Raw genomic sequence first — 19,901 nt, forward strand, 5'->3', positions numbered from 1 at the left:
TTGGATAGCATTTCTACATGCTCAGTATGTTGTGATAGCATATCAAAAAAGGGGAGAAGATATTTGCAAAGTAGCGTTGTAAGCGCGTTAAGGAAAGCCTGCGGTAATTAACCTATCTTTCAATCTAAAACTGTCACAAAAGCACACATTTCCCTAATATCTTGCCTTGCACTTGATATGAACCACTTGAAAGGGGATTAACAAGATGATGCCTAAGCACACCGGAGAGCCGGATTTCGCACTGATCGGCCTTGCTTTGCTCATTATTCTCGCCTTCATGATGTGGCAGGATCGCCCAATCCAAAGCCCCCGTCCCTATGATTCCGCTGGCAAGCACCAGCAGAATCCACGCATTACCGGACATACCTATGAAAGCTGGTTGTGGCAAGATCCTTTTGGATTCGATCCCGGGGACGACAAGCTTCATAACAAATTGCATGAAACTTTCAAGATTAGCGTTGGAGAATCGCATTCTCTCGCTGAAGAATCCAGAAAAAATAATGATCTTTGCTACTGCGAGAATGGCTTACTGACTCAGGAAATATCTAAAATTTCAGAAAACCAACAAGGAGTACCAGTCAAAATATTGATACCCTCTATTGAAATTAAACCCAACACTGTCGAAAGCAAAGAATTTAGAACCCGGTATCGCTATGCAGTAGTCAGCGGCTTAATTGAAGAAGGTTATCGTCCATCAAAACCTCACCCAATCAATTTCTGCACAAGCCAGAATAATCAGGGTGAATTGCAATACGATATTCGTTGGGAACATTTCAAACGTAATGACAAAGATAATCTTTTTGTGATCTGGGGAACTGACAAAAAAACGTTTAAAACAAGAATGACGAGCAGTATGCATAAGGGAATAACAATAATTGATTTACCATCATCAATAAACACCGAGAATTCCCTTCTAGAGCCACTAATTAATGAACTCTATACACACCGTCAACTGCTCCCTTCTGAAATCGCAACCATCTCAGAATATGATACAAAAGAAGTTCAAACGCTAACAAATAATTTCTGGAGCTCTATCAAAAAGACATGTAGTGAGAATGAAAATAATAGAAAAAATGGATGTAACAGTGACATAAGCACTTATACTTACCTTAAAGGTCTGGATGCTTACCAACGGCAACTTGGTAAACAGGATCGGGAAGGCGCCGGAAAAACCGCCGAAAAGCGCGAAGAACTCCTTTCCATCATGGATCAGCATAATTTGCCCATCGGTGCGGCGCAATTCGATTATCTATACCGCCTGGTCAAGCAAATCAAAGAATCTCACAAAAATAGCGACCGCAGCAAGCACATCAAAGCCGTCGGAGTTTTTGGCAGCGATTTTTATGACAAGCTGATTATTTTTGAAGCCCTACGCGCCGATATTCCGAATATTGTCCTGTTCACAACCGATCTCGATGCGGAAATGCTGCACCCGCAATACTGGCGCTGGACTAGAAACTTGATCGTAGCAACACCGTACGATTTGCGCTTGAAGAAAGATCTTCAAAATCAGACACCACCGTTCAGAGATAGCTTGCAAACGCAAATTTTTCACGAAACACTGAAAAATGTTAAATCTAATATACCGAACGCCGCTCCTTCTTTAATTTTTGAAATTGGCAGAAACGGCCCGGTCTATTTGGACGGAAATCAGGAAAACTCGGTTCACCCTGACTACCCCGAGCCGCAGAATCGATTGAAAGACCAATTGATCTTATGGTTCTTCATCGCAATCGCGCTGATCTTTACCGTGCAGCAAATTAAACCCCACTCAGGCGCAATCGTCTTTTGGTTGATGGCAACAACCATGGCCCTATTTGCACTGGCAGGTTATGCGATCAACTGGGGAGAGCCTTTCAGCTTTACCGACGGTATCAGCATGTGGCCATCCATATTGTTGCGATGGTTTACGTTTTTCGTGGTCATCGCATTTTTTTTCTCCGCAATACGCGCATTGGAAGCCAATTTCGACCGGCTGAACAGGCGATATTATCCCGATCTTGCCGATGAGCTAATCACGTTGTGGAAGGATGAGAAACCGTTTTCTGAAAGCGAACTGCTAAACTGGAAGATCATCGAGCAATCTAGTAATCGATTAAAACCAAGCGGAACAACTTTATTGGCGTTCTTGATCATTACTCTAGTAACCACTATTTATGCTCTTACAATTCTTGATTCTATTTCCATTCGATTCTTTTTCTTAATAGTTTTAATATTTTTATTAATTTTCTGGGTTGATCAAATTTTATTAGTAATTTTGATATTAATCTTGATCTTGATTCCCCTAGTAATTATCAGCATATTAATGTTTTTTATTAAAGTAACTCCTTCTTATGAAAATCTGGATGAACGGATAATAGAAGTAGCATTGATAGCGCTCATTTGCCTTGTAGCAAGGTTTGGAAAAAAAATAAAATCCATCCAAATCATGGTTGAAAAAGACACGGTTCGAACGCAAGAAACCGAACGCAATGAATATACAGGAAAAGATTTAAACAATAAAAAAGAAAGAATAGTCATCCCGTCCGAAGACTTATGGAAAGACTATTATCTTCATGGCCGATTCAGGCACCGCTTGCTGCGCGCTTCATTGAAGTTCAGCATTTTCATGCTCGTTGCCGCGTTCTTATACCAATTATTTCCGACGCTACCGCCGCCCTGCCGGGGACAGGATTGTATTTTCTGGGAAGAGACTTCCCGGGTACTCAGCTTTTCCATCATCATGTTGTTAACGTTCCTGGTGCTCGATGCGCAAAGACTTTGTTTGCATTGGATAGAAAAGATACGCACCAAACACCCATTATTTGTACATCAAGCTATTCTTCCAAAGCATAGTAAACACTTTATCAATATTAATGACTGCGTTCCAAACTATGTGAGAATTTATTTCGAAATAAAATCACTTTATGAAAAATTAAAAAGCGGAAATAAAATTCCCACAGACTCTGAAAAGAATTCACTTGATAAACTTGAGGAACAATTAACAAGACTCGAAAATGACACCAAGAATCCAGAAAACTCATCCAATCAGTGTCAACTAAAGAAACTTAGAAAAAACTTGGAAATACTTAAAACAAACGTATTGCCGGCTTACGCACAAAAAGATCCTGCGGAAGCGCTAAAATCACTGCAAGGCATTGTTACGCTAGTAGCCAAAAGAACCCGCACCGTCGATCGGCTGATTTATTATCCGATTATTGCCATCATGCTATTGCTGATCGCCCGGATGAGCTATTTTGACAACATTGCTTTCCCGCTGCATGTCGGTTTTACCGTGATCCTGAGCATCTCGCTGCTCCTGTATGCAGGCGCGAAATTGCGAATCGAGGCCATTCAACTTAAACGCGCCGCTATCAATTGCGCCAAAAACTTGCCGCACCCGAATAAGGAAGACGTGATCCGGGAAATACAGGAAATCGATTATGGCGCATTCGAACCGTTCTTCGAGCAGCCTGCTATCCGGTCTTTGTTACTGACACTGGGTTTTTTGGGGTTGATTATTGGTGAATACTTCAGGCTGTTTGGTTAATCACAAAAATCCGGGAAAATGAGAAGGAATCTTCCATATCGGTATTGGTTTTCATGCTTGCGATGCGGAAAATGGCTAACCGGAACCACTGAATGACGCCGGACTGACATGACCGAATACCATCACTCCGATTCCAATCAAGGTGAGATACCTATCAAACCCAGGGAGTTAAGGTATAATACTCGGCTTTTCAATATTGTATTGTCGGAGGTCTCGATGCCTATTTATGAATATCTTTGCAATTCATGCGGCGCTGAGAAAGAGCATTTACAAAAAGTAAGCGATGCGCCGATCGCGGCTTGCCCGGTTTGTGGCAGCAGCAATTATGTCAAGCGCATTTCGGCTGCAGGGTTTCAGTTAAAAGGAAGCGGCTGGTATGTGACCGATTTCAAGAATAACAAATCCAAACCGGCGGATAATACTGCGGCAACCAAAGATAACGTGCAGACAGCAGCAACGCCCGCTAAGGAATCATCGGCAAATCAAGAAAGCAAACCCACTTCCACAACCGCAGCCGAGTGATGGATTTAAGCCGCTACCAAAATACCCAAGCTACCCAAGCGATCTGTTTAAATCCGATACCTTGATCGCTCGCAATGCAATCAACACTAATGTCCTTTAACTTTCATTATCCAATCTACTGAACAACATCATGCGTACAAATTACTGCGGCGCCATCAATGCCGGATATCTCGATCAAACAGTCACGCTTTTCGGCTGGGTTCACCGGCGTAGAGACCATGGTGGCGTGATATTCATCGACTTGCGCGACCGCGAAGGTTTGGTTCAGATCGTCTGCGATCCCGATAATGCAGCAACGTTCCAGATCGCCGAGAAAGTACGCAATGAATATGTGCTGACAATAACCGGCAAGGTGCGGAAACGCCCGGAAGGAACGGTTAATACGGCGCTATTCAGCGGTGAAATAGAAATTCTGGTCAGCGCGATCGACGTGTTAAACGCTTCACTGACACCGCCTTTCTTGATGGACGATGACAACATCAGCGAAGTGGTGCGATTGGAGCATCGCTACCTGGATCTGCGCCGCCCGGCCATGCAATCGAATCTGCGATTGCGTCATCAGGTGGCAATGGCAGTGCGGGTATTTCTGGATCAGCAGGGGTTTCTCGACATTGAAACGCCGATGCTGACCAAATCGACACCGGAAGGCGCACGCGATTACCTGGTGCCGTCGCGGGTTAACGCCGGGCATTTTTTTGCCTTACCGCAATCACCGCAGTTATTCAAGCAATTGCTGATGGTGTCCGGGTTTGACCGCTACTATCAAATCACGCGCTGTTTCCGCGACGAAGATCTGCGCGCCGACCGTCAACCCGAATTCACACAGATCGATATTGAAACCTCATTTTTGTCAGAAAATGAAATCATGGGGCTGATGGAAACCATGATTCGCGGATTGTTCAAATCGGTCATCAATGTCGATTTGCCTGATCCGTTTCCCCGGCTTACGCATGAACAAGCCATGTTCAAGTACGGCTCGGATAAACCGGATTTGCGTGTACCGCTGGAATTCACCGAATTGACCGACATCATGAAAGATGTATCGTTCAAGGTATTCCGCGAAGCGGCGGAAAAACCCGATGGCCGCGTTGCCGCATTATGCATTCCAAAAGGCGGCGAGTTATCGCGCAAGGAGATTGACGATTACACCAGCTTCGTCGCGATATACGGCGCCAAAGGCTTGGCCTATATCAAAGTCAACAATTTGGCCGGTGGCGTGGAAGGATTGCAATCCCCGATTCTGAAATTCCTGCCGGAAGCAACGATACAAACGATCCTTACCCGTACCAAAGCGCAAGATGGCGATTTGATTTTCTTTGGCGCGGATAAAACCAAAATCGTCAATGAATCCTTAGGTGCGCTAAGAATTAAAATCGGTCATCAGCACGGTTTTGCGGAACCCGGTTGGAAACCGCTATGGGTCGTCGATTTTCCGATGTTCGAGTTCGATGACGAGGAAAACCGCTGGAAAGCCTTGCACCATCCGTTCACTTCACCCGCCGACGGGCACGACGATTTGCTCGAAACCGATCCTGGCAAAGCGCTCTCCAAGGCTTATGACATGGTGCTGAACGGCTCCGAAATCGGCGGCGGATCGGTGCGGATTCACCGTCAGGAGGTGCAGTCCAAGGTATTTCGCGCATTAAATATCTCGGAACAGGAAGCACAGGAAAAATTCGGCTTCCTGCTGGAAGCGCTGCAATACGGTGCACCGCCGCACGGTGGTATCGCGTTCGGTTTGGATCGCATCCTGACGATGATGACCGGTTCAGAGTCGATCCGCGACGTCATCGCCTTTCCGAAAACCCAGCGCGCGCAATGTCTGTTAACGCATGCGCCCAGCGCCGTCGATGACAAGCAACTGCGGGAATTAAATATCCGCTTGCGCCAAACGGAAGTAAAACCGGGCTAATAGCCTGCCTTTCAGCGGATGTACAAAATACCGGTTTCCGTTTTGGTTGTTATTCACACCGCTGATTTGCAAGTCTTATTATTGGAACGCGCGGATCATCCCGGTTATTGGCAGTCGGTCACCGGCAGTCAGGATCCCGGTGAAACGCTGTTTGACACGGCAATTCGCGAAATTGCCGAAGAAACCGGTTTAAACGCTGCCGACTATCAATTAACCGACTGGCACGTCGAGAATCGCTACGAAATCTACGAGGAATGGCGCTGGCGCTATGGTCCGGATGTACGATTCAACACCGAACATGTATTCGGTTTACGCTTGCCCGCGACCATCCCTGTCAAACTCTCAACCCGGGAACATTTGAACTCTATCTGGCTACCTTGGCAACAAGCCGCTCAGAAAGTTTTTTCCAGCAGTAACGCCGACGCGATCCTAAGCTTGCCATCGCGGTAACAAACCGGAGAACAGGTATGGTTAATGGCGCTGTCGGCTCAACAGCGATTCCGCAAGTTGCAGATCTTCCACCTTATCAACATCGATGCCGGCACGCGCATCGTCCAGCACGATCACCTGGATGACCACCCCTGATTTCTCCGATACCGCCGCTACACCTTGCCGCAACGTTAGCCATCCAAAAAAATACGACAGCACGGTTTTGAAACCCAGCACGCGCGCAACTAATTTCAGAGGTTTTTTGCGCAAATCCTCGGCTTGCTGCCAGAAACGTACCAGCGCGCGTCCGCGCGATCTGAATGCATACAGATTGCAGCCACGAAATCCGCCGTCGCGCAACCTTATGATAGTACGCTTAACACCGGGAAATGCCGCAACGATCGCTTGCTCAGTGACGGTTCCGACCGTGGCATCCGCCGTCGCCGCTAATGATGCAGCTATAAATTGCTGGATGATCGCAGGAGTCAGCAACGCATGATCGGCGGTGGTTATTAATACCGGAATGTCATCGGGAATAATACTCAGCCCCCGGTCCGCGCTGCGGCTTGGCGAATCGAGATTGGATAACCATGTCACCTGACCGCAAGCGATCCGCTGCTGTAACTCCGGGCAATGCTGCAATAATGATTCCGGCGGACCGCATAAAATGATTCGATTAATGGATTCGCAAGCGGCAAGCGTATCCAGAACGCGGATAACCATCGGAACACCGGCAACAGGCGCAAATGCTTTGCAGGCGGCGCCGGTATGCCGGGTTATGGGATCTTTGCCGGTGCGGTCGGCTGCCAATACCAATGCGGCGAATTGTTGCGATTCCGGTCGTTTCTGCTCACTCATATTGTTTTTGCGGCTTGATGAAAATACGTTATACCCATAGGGCGATGTTAACGGCGATCATACCGGAAAACAATTTTCCCGACTCATCATGCGTGAATTAATCAGCACCACCTCCAATAGAAAATCGCTGCAAATATTTCCTGACGATCGCGCTGACTTTAATATTATGTACATAATATAAAATCACATAATTCACAAACCCGTGGATAGCCAGCGCCAACAGCAATCCTTCAAAAATCCCCAACCGGTAAACCAACAACGCGCACAACGTTGCGAGCATCAATGCGTATTGCCCTTGATGCGCAACATGCAGTAATCCCAGAATCATCTTCCAACCGGTAAAAATCATGATCACCGCCAGGGAAAATTTTGGTAGAAATTCCAAATATTGCGTATTGACCACAAAAAATAAAATCACCAACCCGACCACCAACACCGAGAATTTGGTATAAGCGCCGGCCAGTTTGTTGGTAGTGCTTTTAGCCAAGCCGTCCAGATTTGTCATGCCGCCGAAAAAACTCGATCCCATGTTGGCGATCCAAATGGCCAACAAACTGTTATTGGTATTGCATCTGCGTTGCAACGGATCGATTTTTTGTATGGCGGCATTACTCATGACTTGTTCAATCACATCAATAATCGCCAGCATGGCTGCAAAACCAATCACATAGAGCCACATCCGCATATCATCGAAATATGGCAGCGGCAATGACAAACGTAAAGGCACGTCCTCGACATGCAGCATCGGCATCGCGATAAACTGCGCCAGAATCGCACCGGCAACCATCAGAAAAAAATACGGAACAGCCGGTTGCCGGGTTTGAAATTTACTGAAGAGAAATATGAAAGCAATCATCCCCAGCAATGAAATCGACACCATCTGAATACGCGCGCCGTTCCAGAAACTTTCCGTTACCATGCCATCCGGTATTTCGTAAGTCATGGCAAAAAAATTGATGGCGATTTTAAGCCCAACCCCGGCTAACAATCCTTCAACCAGATACTCCGGGACGGCGACCAGAATGTACTTTTGCAAATTGAATTTCCAGATGACGGATTGCATGAATGCTGTCAGGAAAATAACGAAAGCCATATTGTCCATGCCGAATGTCGCCACACCCAATGCCAGCACCGGTGCCAAACCGGCAGCAACGCCGGGAGCGCCGACATAATTTCCAGGACGGAACCAGGCGTTGATCCAGCCGACGAGACACGCGAAAACGACGGTTGCCAACGCTACTTTGATGGGATAAGCGGACATCAATGCAATCCCGGCGGATAATGGGATCGCCATTGTTCCGGTAATGATGCCGGCTTGCAGATCGCGAATCAAGAATTGCGATTGAAATGCAGCCGAACCGGTCGATGGGTTTTGCGTGTTCTGCGACATGATCCTTCCGAAGGATTCAACAACCTTTTGAGACCTTTGCACGGTTACTACGCGACACGATAATTGCGTTAAAAATTTGCGAAAAATGCTCATTTACCCTGTGTAAACTCCACTTTTTCGCAAATTTTTGCCTCATTCTCGCACCGCTCATGACACCGTGCAAAGGTCTCCTTGTATGAATTATCCTGTGCCACGACAAGCCGAATCAGCTATAGACTTATCCCAGGCTGGTCCATTACATACTATTTGCCGGCGCGTGACATTGATATAAATCACACTTGTTGAATAACGAAACGATAGCGATTGCCGCTGATAGGATGCGGGCACACACGCGCTTTCTTCGGATCGAATAAATCCGGAGGAAGCGGGTATGCGCCCGTTATCTGAAAAAATTAAGCGATGGGTATAATCCGCAATGAGCCATGGCCGAGAATCGAAGCCGTAGCGACATTCTGAATTGTGATTGCTTTCGCGATGCGTTGCGCATCATCATCGCTGCCGCTCGCATTGATATCTTTTGCCGCATTGCCGAATGCCCAGGCATCGACCACGAACATATCGTATTGCGGCCCGTATTTGGCACGGATCGCGGCACGATCAATCGTGGTGCCGGGTTTGGTATTCAATGCGATGCCGAGTTCATTGTGCTTGCCCACCAATTCTTCATAAAGCGCTCCGCATTCTTGCGCCGCTTGCAGCACCGCAGCCCGGTCTTCGGCAAAAAAGCCCGCTTGACCCAGACGGTTCTTAGCTTGCTGTACAATCGAACCCTTTTCCGATTCCGTAACATCGATACCCAGTTTGCCGACCAGCGCTGCAATATCATTGATGCGCTCCGAGATATGTTGATAAATCGTCGGTGCTTTGGCGCATGCGCCGCAACCGCAAGGACCGTGATCATCGCCGTGCACGCCGGTGGAATGCCCTTTCGATTTGAGCGTATTGATCGCCTGTGTCGTCAATTGAAGCTCATTGACATCCCCAGCGGCTGAGCCACCGCCAAGATCACCGCCATAAACGATGCTCAATGTGCCACCGGCTGCACATGGCGCGCTGAAACGCGATCCATCGGCTTTGGTACGGCCATCGACACAAATTTCCGGCACTGCTCCGTTTGCAGGCACATTAAATGTACCGGCTGCAATCGATTGATACATCTGGACCAAAACATTTTTATCGATATCATCCCGATTGTCAGGCCCGATGCTACCCAAGCCCAAGTTAAATTGACCTAGTGAAATATACTGATTAAGACTTTCTTCAGCGGCGGAAGTGGTTGAGGCGGGTGTTGAAGCTGATTGTGGTTGTGATTTTGTTTCCGGAACTGCCGATTCTGTTTCTTGACTGCCTGTAAAATGTTTTAACAGATTTTTTAAACTTTCAAACATTTTAGATATCCTTTGTAGTAATTAGTCATTTGATCATAAGTTCTATCTCATACTTGCCATATTCAAAGTAACTCAAGGAAAGGGCAAACATTGCCAAGGCCTTCTCTATCAATTTATCAATTCCCTAATACGATAAAAATAAACTCGGCGTTAGGATTCTAACACTACTTTTCTGTACCTCAGATAGTAATTCTCCATTTTTTGCTGAGCGATGCGGCAATTTTCTTTACAAGCATCTGGGAGCGCAGCACCTTGCGCCTAACCATTTACCCCAAAACGACAATGCCCTTCGATTATTACACTCCATCGCCTATTCCCTCGCAGTCCATCCCCCGCTTGTCCCCAGCGCGGCTGCCAATCGGCTGCTGGCCTGCTCCGAGCACCCGGCTTGGCTTGAGCTCATGACCTCGGGCAAGGCGAAAGCCAATGCGGCGGCTGCGAAGGGACGGATCGTCGTAGTAGCGGTAAGCAGAACGACAGTCCCTGCCGCCGTCGATCCACGAGCCGCCGCGCAGCACGCGGTAGGCGCCTGATTCCGGCCCTTGCGGGTCGATGACTCGCTCCGCTGGATACTCGTCATACCTGTCCTGACACCATTCCCATACGTTGCCGTGCATCTCATACAATCCCCAAGCATTCGACGCATAACTTCTAACCGCCGCGGTTTGCTGCAAAGCGCCTTCACCCCAATTATCATAATCATCCCAAGTACCGCGATAATTCGCTTTATCAAGCGCAATGTCAGAACCAAAATGAAACGCTGATTCAGTTCCCGTCCGGCAAGCATTTTCCCATTCGGCTTCAGTGGGTAAGCGCAACTGCAACTGCGGGTGGCTGTTATTGAGCTGTTTCAGGAAATTTTGCACATCTTCCCAACTGACTGACTCCACCGGCAATTGCTCTCGTTTGAAACTGCTCGGATTCTTGCGCATCACTGCCTGCCATAGTTCCTGCGTGCAAACCGTTTCCGCAAGCCAATAACCTTGCGTGAGAATAACTGGATGTTGATGTTCCCAGTCATAACGCCCTGCTTCATTTGCCGGAGAACCCATCATAAAATTATTCGGCTCGATCCAGCGGAAACGCTGGATGACGCCAGAGACTTCAGCGTCGGCGTAGAAGCCGTATTGGTCACGGCCTGCATTGGTTGCCCAATCCGGTTTATGTGCTGCTCCCTCATACACAGGCAAATAGAACCAGAAGCCTGGTAGCATGCCTTCACCGTCTCGCCATTCAGGCGGATGCCAGTACCAGCGGTAGACATTACCTTTGTTATCCATCGATTCTGCATTTAAACCACCGGTTGTATTGGCGATCAATATCGCCCAATCAGGTTTGGTAAAACGCTCTACGGTTAATTCTTCTCCATCAATGTGCAGCTTTTGTTTCTCCTGTTCATCCAGCGTAAATTCATATTGATCGATTTTGCTTAACGGTAATAAAGTATTACTGGATGCTCCCAAAGCTCCGACATGCTGACGCAACATACAAGACGATGATGTAACAAACTCAGCCAGCACACTGCCCAATCTAAATCCATCCGTTTCTTCCTGGAATCGATCAGACGTGGTCAGTTTTAGCTCTCTAACTCCCTGTTGATAAAGAATAAAGGTTTGCTGCTTGGATGTTTCTGTTTCAAGAAATGACATAACAGTCTGCATATCCCAGTCATCCGGTATAACGACTTCACTGTTTATACCCTGCTTACCCAGACGGCTTGCCCAGATAGCCTGATAACATGAATTCTTGGATAGTACTTCATCATGCTGCCTATCCAAAAGATTCTCGAGAAAAGACGGCAGCGTCGGTATTTCCTGTTTCTGTTCAATAGATGCTTTTATCAATTCGCACATAGCTAGCCGTGCAGATTCGATTTCTTCACGATCATCCGCATCAAGATTCTCTTTCATTAACTGCTCAAGAATTAACAGCTCTTCATCACGCTGCGTTTGAAACACATGCCGATGGTAACGCCGAATCATGCGGGAAATGATTCTTGCCAGTTCCGGATTCTCTTGTGCCATGCTCATGAACTGCTGCCGATATTCTTTCAAGGTATCCGGTTTATAATAAAAACCCAACGGTGTTGGCACGACATTTTCATGATGCCACGCCGCCAATTCATGACCGATGTCAACTTCTGAAAGCGGCAAACAATGACGAATCGCTCTTAATAATGCTGGTTCCACCAGCTTAGCCGGTGACAACCAGGCCAGCAACTGTTTGGCACCGCCGGCATCCTTCTGCATTGGCGTTTCGACGCTATTATCCGGCGGTGGCACATATCTTACAGGCGATAGTTGACTATTCCTGTCCCAACAAACGCAATCAAAAAGGCCTATTAAGTCCGGCGCCAGGTAACGTTCTGGCACAGGTACTAACGCTACCGTGCGACAACCGGCCTGGCGCAGCAGATTGCCTACTCTCAGCCAAGAACGTAAAGCCATTCCTGTTCTATCCAGCAACCCCAAATCACTTAGGACAAACACCGTATTGCCTGCAACAGGTGCTTTCCATTGTTTGTTGACAATGGCTTTACCTTGAACAATTTGCACATTACCACCAGGCCGCTGCAGGATTTTTTGAATGACCAATCCCGTTCCGCCTCGTAATTTCTCTAATTGATGTAAGACTTGATTGTAATCACGATTGAACAAATGAGTTCGCTGTGGCCTGTCAACCAGCACCTGAACCGATGCCGCCCAACGGCGACGTGTCCGGCGTGGTATTTTTTGCAATAACAAGCCATTTGCCATCGTTTTGATAATACGCGGCATATCCGGTTGCCGCGTTACTTTAGTCTCGCTAAGCAATGACCTTAACACTGGCCATAATCTGGACCATGGCACCAGAGGTTCTTTGTACGGTGGCTGATCAGATGGTCGATGCATGGCTGCCGGATTCAATCGTTTAGCTTCTTGATACCAGCGCGGCTTGGGTAATGCATTTATGCTTGCTGGTTCTGGGAGTAAGCTGCTTCCCTTTCTTTCTGTAATCGCGTAATAAACGGCTTGCGTTTTTTTTTGCGGCGCCGGTATTGGCTCTATGGTAATTTTATGTGGAAATGGCTTATTTGATTGATCCTGTACTAGCGACGGCAAGATCAGTTGTACTTTCTTTCGAGGCGGGGCAACGTATCCGCTATATTCTGCAACCGTATCCAGCGCGTCGCCACCCAGTTGCTTTAGTGCACGTAATAAATCAGCCCGGTTCAACCGCTTTGCGGACTGGTAGGCATGCATCACTCAGATGCCTCGTTTACTTCTTGCGCATCTTTTCTATTTTGCACTTTGCTATCAATCTGCTTTTGCATCCCTGGATATTTCTTCAACGCAAAATCTTTAATCGTTTTTAGCAGTTCCTTTTGCTGTTCTGTATCATTGGGCACGAGCTCATCGAGCACACGCAGCATATCCAGATACTCAGCCTGGCCGGGCGGGGTCACACCCAGACTATTCGCTTCCAGTCGATCTTTGAATAGCTGATCTGCTGCTTCTTGCAGCACATCTTCATGCAATCGGCATTTTTGTAACGGTACATCATTTTCATCACGCTGAATCTCGGTATCACTTTCTGATTCACCCTTTTTCATAACAGGAAAATGAAAAACAGCCCGTTCTTTTAATCTCCGAATCAACTCGTTTCTTTCTTTTGGCAATTGTAAATCCAACACAAGGCACCGGCGAATAAAGGCACCTGGCAATTGTCGATCTTCATTGGTCGTCAGCACGACTAGCGGACGGTTTGCCAATTCACCATGCGCCACACCAACTGTTTTCTTGATCCAGGGCACAGTAAATTGTCCATTGTCCAAGGTCTCCAACAAACTGTTGGGAAGATCGGCATCGGCTTTATCGATTTCATCGAGCAGCAGAACAATGCCTTTTTTCTCATCGCCCGGATCGTTTACATCCGGTATGAAAAAAGGATGCTTCCCTTTCTTACTGGATGCATCGTTCCAGTCAAAAGCCCACCAGAGTATACCGGGACTTAAGTATTCTTCTGGATTCAGCATCTGGTCGATTTGTCCATCACTTTTATTTTTGCCTATGGCGCTCAATACCTGGGCATTCCCCAACCGGCTAACCGCATCGAAGCGATACCATAAATCCTGTATTTCGGTGTGCGCATCGACGACATGCGACAAAAACTTGCGCCCCAGCACTTTAGCTGCCGCCCGCGCCAACTGGCTTTTCCCTGTGCCAGGCTCACCCCGCACCAGCAGCGGTCGCCCTGACGCCAGTGCTGCACGTACCGCCTGTGCTGTTCTTTCATCAAAAACATGTACGCTTTTACGCCATGTTCCTATCGCAGGCAAAACATGCTTGATGTCGACAAAAGCTTTAAGTCCAGGAATTTTCATAAGTTATGTGTACTTGTTAAATGTTTTAAGAAATTCTTCTATTGCACTCATCAAATCGAATTCAATTCCACCAAAAGAAGATTGAGTCATATTTTTATCTTTTATACCAAAACGCACCAATGGGATTTCAAGCTGCATCAAAAAATTTTCACAAATTTTCCGATAGGAATCATCGCCACCGTCCTCAAATTTAATAGCCACACAATATTTTTTTGGATCGTGCTCTATTTCACGCAATGTATTGATTTTAGCTTTTAATCTTTCTAAATCATCTTCATCTAATAACTGCTCTCGTTCATCGTCCATAATAATATTCCAGATAATACGTTTTACTTCATCCAGACGAACTTGCTCATGCCAAGTCAGTGGATTTGTATCTATAAAGATCAGATGCTTACCAGTGATCTCGTGACCATCAATAGTAACCGTCGCTTTTCTTTCCTGTTGCCTGGCGATAAACAACTCTACGCCACCCAATGTCCGTACACGCAGCTCAAAATAAAACCCGTGAAGATCATCATTTAACCAATCCGACACATCACGCGCATCATCTTCAACAACAAGACTCAGCACAAGATAACCTAAAATCTGCTCAATTTTTTCTATGATATTCTTTTGATAAGGAATCGCTTTCTCAAAAATCTGCCCACCTTTCTCTTTATCCAGACACATGACGACGGTGTTAGTCAGTACTTTATTGATAACCGGGCATTTTTTACCGCCAAGCTGCAATGCAGTGATTAGATTTTCTGCGATATCTTTAGCATTACATTCAATTTGATCCCTTTCAAGCATCACCAAAACTTTATTTAATTCTCCATATAGAACCTGCTTACATACCGCCATTGCATCGCCCGAGAGTGTTTCAGCAATATGCTTCTGTATAACTTGGATATATTTGTCTTGGAATTTCGGAGTGGGTCGAGCAGTCTTTTTTTCGTCTCTAACAAGTGGATTAGATTCATCTGGCTCGATGAAATCTCTGATTCCATTTTTTAAAGGGCTTATTTTGTTAAGAATTTGAGAGTAATGCTGTGCTTTGAGTTGATCCAGCGGTGTTGTTAGGCGATTTGCAGCAAAATCTAGCAATTCATCAAGCGCTTGACTTATATCGCGATACAGAACTGATTTATCAATCAATTTTCTTCTATTCTTTGAATTCTTATCACTTAATATTCCATCTGCTTCTTTTTCTTTAGCTTCCCAATAAGAAATAATGTCATCGTGATACTTGTCATCTCCTAATTTGCAATTAACATCGATAAACAATGCATGAGTACGTTCGTTGAAACCTCCTTTTCTCCATATTGCTAACAATTCATACATACACCAAGTAGAGCGAAAATAATCATCGCTAAATATCGTAATGATGTGCTCACCGCCACTCAATCGATCCATAAAATCTCTGATCAAATCGCCGTGCTGCATCTCGTTTTTATCGCGAATCAAGTTGATATTACGACGCTGGTGGCATAGCCCCTCCAATTCATCCACAACACGTGTATGCTTTTCGTGCGCCCACGAATATGAAACAAAAACGTTAACTGGTTTTGTCATTTACGCACTCATTGGTTTAATCGATTTTTGGATTGTACTGCAGGAAAAGTCGTAAGGTGCAATGCCCTTCGGTTATTGCACCCTATAGTCTTAAGAGAATTCTTTTTCCACATACGGTGAGTTACATCTGTATTCCGAAAATACTCATAGTCAATAATTCAATACCGTTGTTTTAAAACATAATTGTAACGCCAGTTACATACTCTGGGGGCGTTGCCGTGCAAAGGTCTTATGAAAATGATTATAATAAAAATCATGATCAAATCATTCAAGCATAAAGGATTGCAGCAATTTTTCGAAAGCGGCAATTGCGCCGGTATCATTCCGGCACACCAAACAAAATTAAGGATGAGATTGGTTGCATTGGATACCGCCACTGGTATCGAGGACATGCGTTTGCCCGGTTTTGATCTGCATGCATTGAAAGGCGACAAAGCAGGATTATGGGCAATTCGCGTTAACAAAAACTGGCGCATCACTTTCGAGTTTTCTGACGGCAATGCGACCATCGTCAATTACGAGGATTATCACTGATGAGTATGCACAATCCACCGCACCCCGGCGAATTTATTCGCGAAGTCTATCTTGAGCCGTTGGGTATTAGTTACCGGGCTGTCGCGCTGAAACTGCATGTATCGCCATCGACATTTCATCGGATCGTTCAAGGCCGCGGCAGCATCAGTTCCGAGATGGCATTGCGACTATCAAAAACACTCGGCCGTAGCCCGGAAAGCTGGCTGGCGATGCAAAGCAACTACGATCTCTGGCAAACAAAACAGCGCGTCAATCTCGACGAAGTTGAAAAATTAGCGATTTTGGGTTAATTCGCTGAGCCTCCCCGCAGTCCATCCCCCGCTTGTCCCCCGCGCGCTCCGCCAGCGCGGCTGCCAATCGGCTGCTGGCCTGCTCCACTGCCTTGACTTGGCTTGAGCTCATTGACCTCGGGCAAGGCGAAAGCCAAAGTTGATGAAGCGATGGGACGGATCGTCGCGGTAGCGGTGAGCAGAACGACAGTACCCGCCGCGGTCGAACCACGAGCCGCCGCGCAGCACGCGGTAGGCGCCCGATTCCGGGCCTTGCGGGTCCGTGACTGGTTGCGATGGATAATCGCCCAACCAATCCTGGCACCATTCCCAAACATTACCATGCATTTGGTGCAGCCCCCAGTCGTTGCACGGTAATTCCTTCACCGCCACCGTTTGTTTCCGGTATTCGCTGTTGCTGCCATTGTTGTATGGGTAATTGCCATCGAAATTTACATACCTTGAGTCGATCTGATCGCCCCAACTGAACGGCGTAGTGGTTCCGGCACGGCAGGCGTACTCCCATTGCGCTTCCGTCGGCAGGCACAACTTCAATTCCGCTTTCATATCATTCATCTTACTGATGAAGGCTTGTGCATCATGCCAATTAACATTTTCCACCGGGTTCTCATCACCTTTAAATTCGCTGGGATTTTCGCCCATGATCACTTGCCACAACGTTTGCGTCACCGGCGTATCCGCAATCCAGAAACCTTTGGTCAGAGTAACTTCTTGTTGCAATTCATCTTCATAACGTTCCGGTTCATCGCTTGGCGAACCCATCAAAAATGTTCCCGGCTCGCACCAGCGGAACGCTTGCCGCACGCCTTTGTACGTGAATGCCATCCACAGCCCGAATTCATCCTCGCCCCAATCGGATGCCCACGCTTCGGGGAATTCTTCGGGGAAAATAGTGTGTTGACGGATTTTGAACATATCATTCCAGAATTTCGATGCGTTGACGCGTTGTGCCGCGTTCTCCCAGGCGGATGATGCCGATGATAAGTGAGCCGTAAAAACCCGGATGGGAGATCACATCGGAGAACAATGCCATCATCTCGTCTTTTTCCAGAATTGCCTGTTGCCGTTGCGATTCCGTGAGTGGAGACAATTTCTCCGCGAATAACCAGGCGGCGTTGCGGGCTTTTTCCATGCTGAAATTGATAAGAGCGGTCTGTACCGATCCCAAAAAACGGTTAAGCAATCCGAAGACCGGCCAGATTTCCGCCAGTTCGCTTTGCACGTCACCTACCAAATCGGCCAGCACTTTATTGATCTTCTCGAAATCACCCTTGAGGTTTTGCAATTCTTCCGGCGGCACGGTTTCCGCCGCGGCGATGCCCAGATCCAGATTGATATGCGCATTCATGCCCAATAACAAATGTTGCAATACAATCGGCCACCATTGTTGCGTGGCGTCGAATGCCCGCACCCACGATTTCGTCGGCGTTTGATCGGTAAAATGCAGATAGCAGGCGCGAATATAGCGATTGGCGAAAATCACATCGAGACGTTCCATGCGCAGGCCATCGTCGAAGTAACTTTGCTCGATACCTTTTTTGACTTGAATGGTTACCTTGCGATACAGCGCCGCAAAATAGCCCATGCGTGAGTTGTTTTGTTTGGACCATTCGACAATGGCGGTTAATTGCGCAATGACTTCGTCAATGGTTGTAGCTGGTGTTGCAATCACGTAGGGAAAGCTATTGGGCGGCATAATTTCTCCTTGAAATTTTGATTTTTCGCATCATACGCACTGTTGATTGCGATGCAAGTCGTAGAATAAACAAGCTTGAGATTTAAGCGGTTCGCGATCCATTAAAGCAGCTTGGATCATTGGATTAGGTTGATGGAACAAAGCTCGGCGCGAAGCATGACCCGGCTTCCGGCGCTTCTGCCGGACCGATTCTAGCATTTATTTTACATGCGCATGACGAGTACGTTGACTGATCCCGTTAAAATCCATCCCGATCACGGGTAATTATTCTGATATGCAATCAATACACTACCGTTATTCTGTGTCTAGCGATGCGGCGGCTCTTCCGCGAGACATTGATTGCAAGTATAATTCGTTCACATTTCCCCATATACCGCCAATTTTCCAACCTATTGGTGGCTTTTCGAGGATTGGAAAAAAATGAAACCGCCTATTCGTATCGCCGTCACCGGCGCGACCGGACAGATTTGTTATAGCCTGTTATATCGCATTGCAGCAGGTGATATGCTTGGTAAAAACCAACCGGTCATTTTGCAGTTGCATGATGTAACCGAAGCGCAACCCTTCTTTGAAGGTGTTGTGATGGAACTTTATGACTGCGCTTTTCCGCTGTTAGCAGGCATCATCACTACCGATAATCCGGAAGTTGCGTTCGAGAATGCCGATATCGCGCTGCTGATCGGTGCACGGCCGCGCGGTGAAAATATGGAACGGAAAGATTTGCTCGCAGCCAATGGTCCGATATTCATTTCGCAAGGCAGAGCCTTAAATTCCGTCGCCAAACGCGATGTCAAGATTCTGGTCGTGGGTAATCCGGCCAATACCAATGCTTACATCACCTTAAAAAACGCACCCGATTTGGATCCGGATAATTTCTCGGCGATGCTGCGATTGGATCACAATCGTGCGTTGTCGCAAGCTGCCCTAAAACTCCGAGCACCGGTATCTGACATAAGAAGAATGATCGTGTGGGGTAATCACTCCAACACGCAATTTCCTGACTTGAGTCACGCCATGATCGGTGAGGACAACGTATCTTCTTTGATCAATGACGCCGGATGGGTCGAGCACCACTTTATCCCGACTGTGCAAAAACGCGGCGCGGCCATCATCGAAGCGCGCCGTGGCAAATCCAGCGCCGCCAGTGCCGCCAATGCGATTATCAATCATATGCAAGATTGGATCTTCGGTACTCGCGAAGGTGATTGGGTGTCGATGGGCGTCCCGTCGGACGGTAGCTACGGAATACCGAGCGGCGTTATTTATAGTTTCCCGGTCACATGCCAGAATGGCCGGTATCAAATTGTCGATGGCCTGAAAATCAATGATTCGGATCAGGAAAAAATGCAAGCAAGCTACCGGGAATTGGCTGCCGAACAAGAAGCCGTCCGACACTTATTTTAAGGAAGCTTCGGAGAAATTACTGCGGTTTT

General features: G+C 47.0%; 15 protein-coding genes. 7 read left to right on the forward strand and 8 right to left on the reverse strand.

Annotated features, from left to right (window positions below; translation table 11 throughout):
* Nucleotides 1-205 precede the first annotated feature (205 nt).
* The 4 genes from KF839_RS10770 to nudB all read left to right on the forward strand — a co-directional run bounded on the left by KF839_RS10770 (nt 206) and on the right by nudB (nt 6,413).
* On the forward strand, nt 206-3,529 hold the full coding sequence (locus KF839_RS10770; RefSeq protein ID WP_292917847.1) for an AI-2E family transporter: 3,324 nt from the start codon (nt 206-208) through the stop codon (nt 3,527-3,529).
* Between the two features lie 216 nt (nt 3,530-3,745).
* Nucleotides 3,746-4,051, forward strand: coding sequence for an FmdB family zinc ribbon protein (locus tag KF839_RS10775; protein ID WP_292917848.1), 306 nt, complete (start codon nt 3,746-3,748; stop codon nt 4,049-4,051).
* Between the two features lie 130 nt (nt 4,052-4,181).
* Nucleotides 4,182-5,963, forward strand: a complete 1,782-nt coding sequence (gene aspS, locus KF839_RS10780) for an aspartate--tRNA ligase (protein ID WP_292917849.1) — start codon at nt 4,182-4,184, stop codon at nt 5,961-5,963.
* 18 nt (nt 5,964-5,981) lie between these two features.
* Complete coding sequence (nudB, locus tag KF839_RS10785) at nt 5,982-6,413, forward strand: dihydroneopterin triphosphate diphosphatase (RefSeq protein WP_292917850.1); 432 nt, start codon at nt 5,982-5,984, stop codon at nt 6,411-6,413.
* A gap of 21 nt (nt 6,414-6,434) precedes the next feature.
* Here the strand turns inward: nudB and KF839_RS10790 are convergent, their stop codons facing one another.
* The 6 genes from KF839_RS10790 to KF839_RS10815 all read right to left on the reverse strand — a co-directional run bounded on the left by KF839_RS10790 (nt 6,435) and on the right by KF839_RS10815 (nt 15,948).
* Nucleotides 6,435-7,250: a nucleotidyltransferase family protein gene (locus KF839_RS10790; RefSeq protein WP_292917851.1), complete on the reverse strand. Its 816-nt coding sequence runs from the start codon at nt 7,248-7,250 to the stop codon at nt 6,435-6,437.
* 97 nt (nt 7,251-7,347) lie between these two features.
* Nucleotides 7,348-8,640 (reverse strand): SulP family inorganic anion transporter, encoded by a 1,293-nt coding sequence (locus KF839_RS10795; protein WP_292917852.1) that lies wholly within the window; start codon nt 8,638-8,640, stop codon nt 7,348-7,350.
* A gap of 392 nt (nt 8,641-9,032) precedes the next feature.
* Nucleotides 9,033-10,028 (reverse strand): cadmium-containing carbonic anhydrase, encoded by a 996-nt coding sequence (locus KF839_RS10800; RefSeq protein WP_292917853.1) that lies wholly within the window; start codon nt 10,026-10,028, stop codon nt 9,033-9,035.
* Nucleotides 10,029-10,324: 296 nt separating this feature from the next.
* The gene (locus tag KF839_RS10805; protein ID WP_292917907.1) at nt 10,325-13,270 is read right to left on the reverse strand and encodes a formylglycine-generating enzyme family protein; all 2,946 of its coding nucleotides are present in this window, start codon (nt 13,268-13,270) and stop codon (nt 10,325-10,327) included.
* A complete protein-coding gene (locus KF839_RS10810; protein WP_292917854.1) occupies nt 13,270-14,391 on the reverse strand; it encodes an AAA family ATPase in 1,122 nt (373 codons plus the stop codon). The genes KF839_RS10805 and KF839_RS10810 overlap by 1 nt, the downstream gene beginning before the upstream one ends.
* Nucleotides 14,392-14,394: 3 nt before the next feature.
* Nucleotides 14,395-15,948 (reverse strand): toll/interleukin-1 receptor domain-containing protein, encoded by a 1,554-nt coding sequence (locus tag KF839_RS10815; protein ID WP_292917855.1) that lies wholly within the window; start codon nt 15,946-15,948, stop codon nt 14,395-14,397.
* A gap of 237 nt (nt 15,949-16,185) precedes the next feature.
* Between KF839_RS10815 and KF839_RS10820 the strand changes: the two genes are divergently transcribed.
* Together KF839_RS10820 and KF839_RS10825 are read left to right on the forward strand one after the other, a co-directional pair.
* Entirely contained in the window at nt 16,186-16,482 is a 297-nt protein-coding gene (locus KF839_RS10820; RefSeq protein WP_323802065.1) for a type II toxin-antitoxin system RelE/ParE family toxin, read from the forward strand.
* The gene (locus tag KF839_RS10825) at nt 16,482-16,772 is read left to right on the forward strand and encodes a HigA family addiction module antitoxin (RefSeq protein ID WP_292917856.1); all 291 of its coding nucleotides are present in this window, start codon (nt 16,482-16,484) and stop codon (nt 16,770-16,772) included. The genes KF839_RS10820 and KF839_RS10825 overlap by 1 nt, the downstream gene beginning before the upstream one ends.
* Before the next feature lie 108 nt (nt 16,773-16,880).
* On the opposite strand, the gene KF839_RS10830 is transcribed toward KF839_RS10825, so the two are convergent.
* Both KF839_RS10830 and KF839_RS10835 read right to left on the reverse strand, forming a co-directional pair.
* Nucleotides 16,881-17,687, reverse strand: coding sequence for a formylglycine-generating enzyme family protein (locus KF839_RS10830; RefSeq protein ID WP_292917857.1), 807 nt, complete (start codon nt 17,685-17,687; stop codon nt 16,881-16,883).
* A 1-nt stretch (nt 17,688) separates the two neighbouring features.
* The gene (locus KF839_RS10835) at nt 17,689-18,468 is read right to left on the reverse strand and encodes a DUF5995 family protein (RefSeq protein WP_292917858.1); all 780 of its coding nucleotides are present in this window, start codon (nt 18,466-18,468) and stop codon (nt 17,689-17,691) included.
* A gap of 420 nt (nt 18,469-18,888) precedes the next feature.
* Here KF839_RS10835 and KF839_RS10840 point away from each other — a divergent pair, with 420 nt between their 5' ends.
* Nucleotides 18,889-19,872: a malate dehydrogenase gene (locus tag KF839_RS10840; protein WP_292917859.1), complete on the forward strand. Its 984-nt coding sequence runs from the start codon at nt 18,889-18,891 to the stop codon at nt 19,870-19,872.
* The last annotated feature ends 29 nt before the right edge of the window (nt 19,873-19,901 follow it).

It is taken from the genome of Nitrosomonas sp. (assembly GCF_019635155.1).
Classification (GTDB): domain Bacteria; phylum Pseudomonadota; class Gammaproteobacteria; order Burkholderiales; family Nitrosomonadaceae; genus Nitrosomonas.

What these genes read in the sequence shown, in the direction of transcription:
- KF839_RS10770 (WP_292917847.1), top strand. Translation starts at nt 206, where the DNA reads ATGATGCCTAAGCACACCGGAGAGCCGGATTTCGCACTGATCGGCCTT.
- KF839_RS10775 (WP_292917848.1), top strand. Translation starts at nt 3,746, where the DNA reads ATGCCTATTTATGAATATCTTTGCAATTCATGCGGCGCTGAGAAAGAG.
- aspS (WP_292917849.1), top strand. Translation starts at nt 4,182, where the DNA reads ATGCGTACAAATTACTGCGGCGCCATCAATGCCGGATATCTCGATCAA.
- nudB (WP_292917850.1), top strand. Translation starts at nt 5,982, where the DNA reads ATGTACAAAATACCGGTTTCCGTTTTGGTTGTTATTCACACCGCTGAT.
- KF839_RS10790 (WP_292917851.1), bottom strand. Translation starts at nt 7,250, where the DNA reads ATGAGTGAGCAGAAACGACCGGAATCGCAACAATTCGCCGCATTGGTA.
- KF839_RS10795 (WP_292917852.1), bottom strand. Translation starts at nt 8,640, where the DNA reads ATGTCGCAGAACACGCAAAACCCATCGACCGGTTCGGCTGCATTTCAA.
- KF839_RS10800 (WP_292917853.1), bottom strand. Translation starts at nt 10,028, where the DNA reads ATGTTTGAAAGTTTAAAAAATCTGTTAAAACATTTTACAGGCAGTCAA.
- KF839_RS10805 (WP_292917907.1), bottom strand. Translation starts at nt 13,270, where the DNA reads ATGCATGCCTACCAGTCCGCAAAGCGGTTGAACCGGGCTGATTTATTA.
- KF839_RS10810 (WP_292917854.1), bottom strand. Translation starts at nt 14,391, where the DNA reads ATGAAAATTCCTGGACTTAAAGCTTTTGTCGACATCAAGCATGTTTTG.
- KF839_RS10815 (WP_292917855.1), bottom strand. Translation starts at nt 15,948, where the DNA reads ATGACAAAACCAGTTAACGTTTTTGTTTCATATTCGTGGGCGCACGAA.
- KF839_RS10820 (WP_323802065.1), top strand. Translation starts at nt 16,186, where the DNA reads ATGATTATAATAAAAATCATGATCAAATCATTCAAGCATAAAGGATTG.
- KF839_RS10825 (WP_292917856.1), top strand. Translation starts at nt 16,482, where the DNA reads ATGAGTATGCACAATCCACCGCACCCCGGCGAATTTATTCGCGAAGTC.
- KF839_RS10830 (WP_292917857.1), bottom strand. Translation starts at nt 17,687, where the DNA reads ATGTTCAAAATCCGTCAACACACTATTTTCCCCGAAGAATTCCCCGAA.
- KF839_RS10835 (WP_292917858.1), bottom strand. Translation starts at nt 18,468, where the DNA reads ATGCCGCCCAATAGCTTTCCCTACGTGATTGCAACACCAGCTACAACC.
- KF839_RS10840 (WP_292917859.1), top strand. Translation starts at nt 18,889, where the DNA reads ATGAAACCGCCTATTCGTATCGCCGTCACCGGCGCGACCGGACAGATT.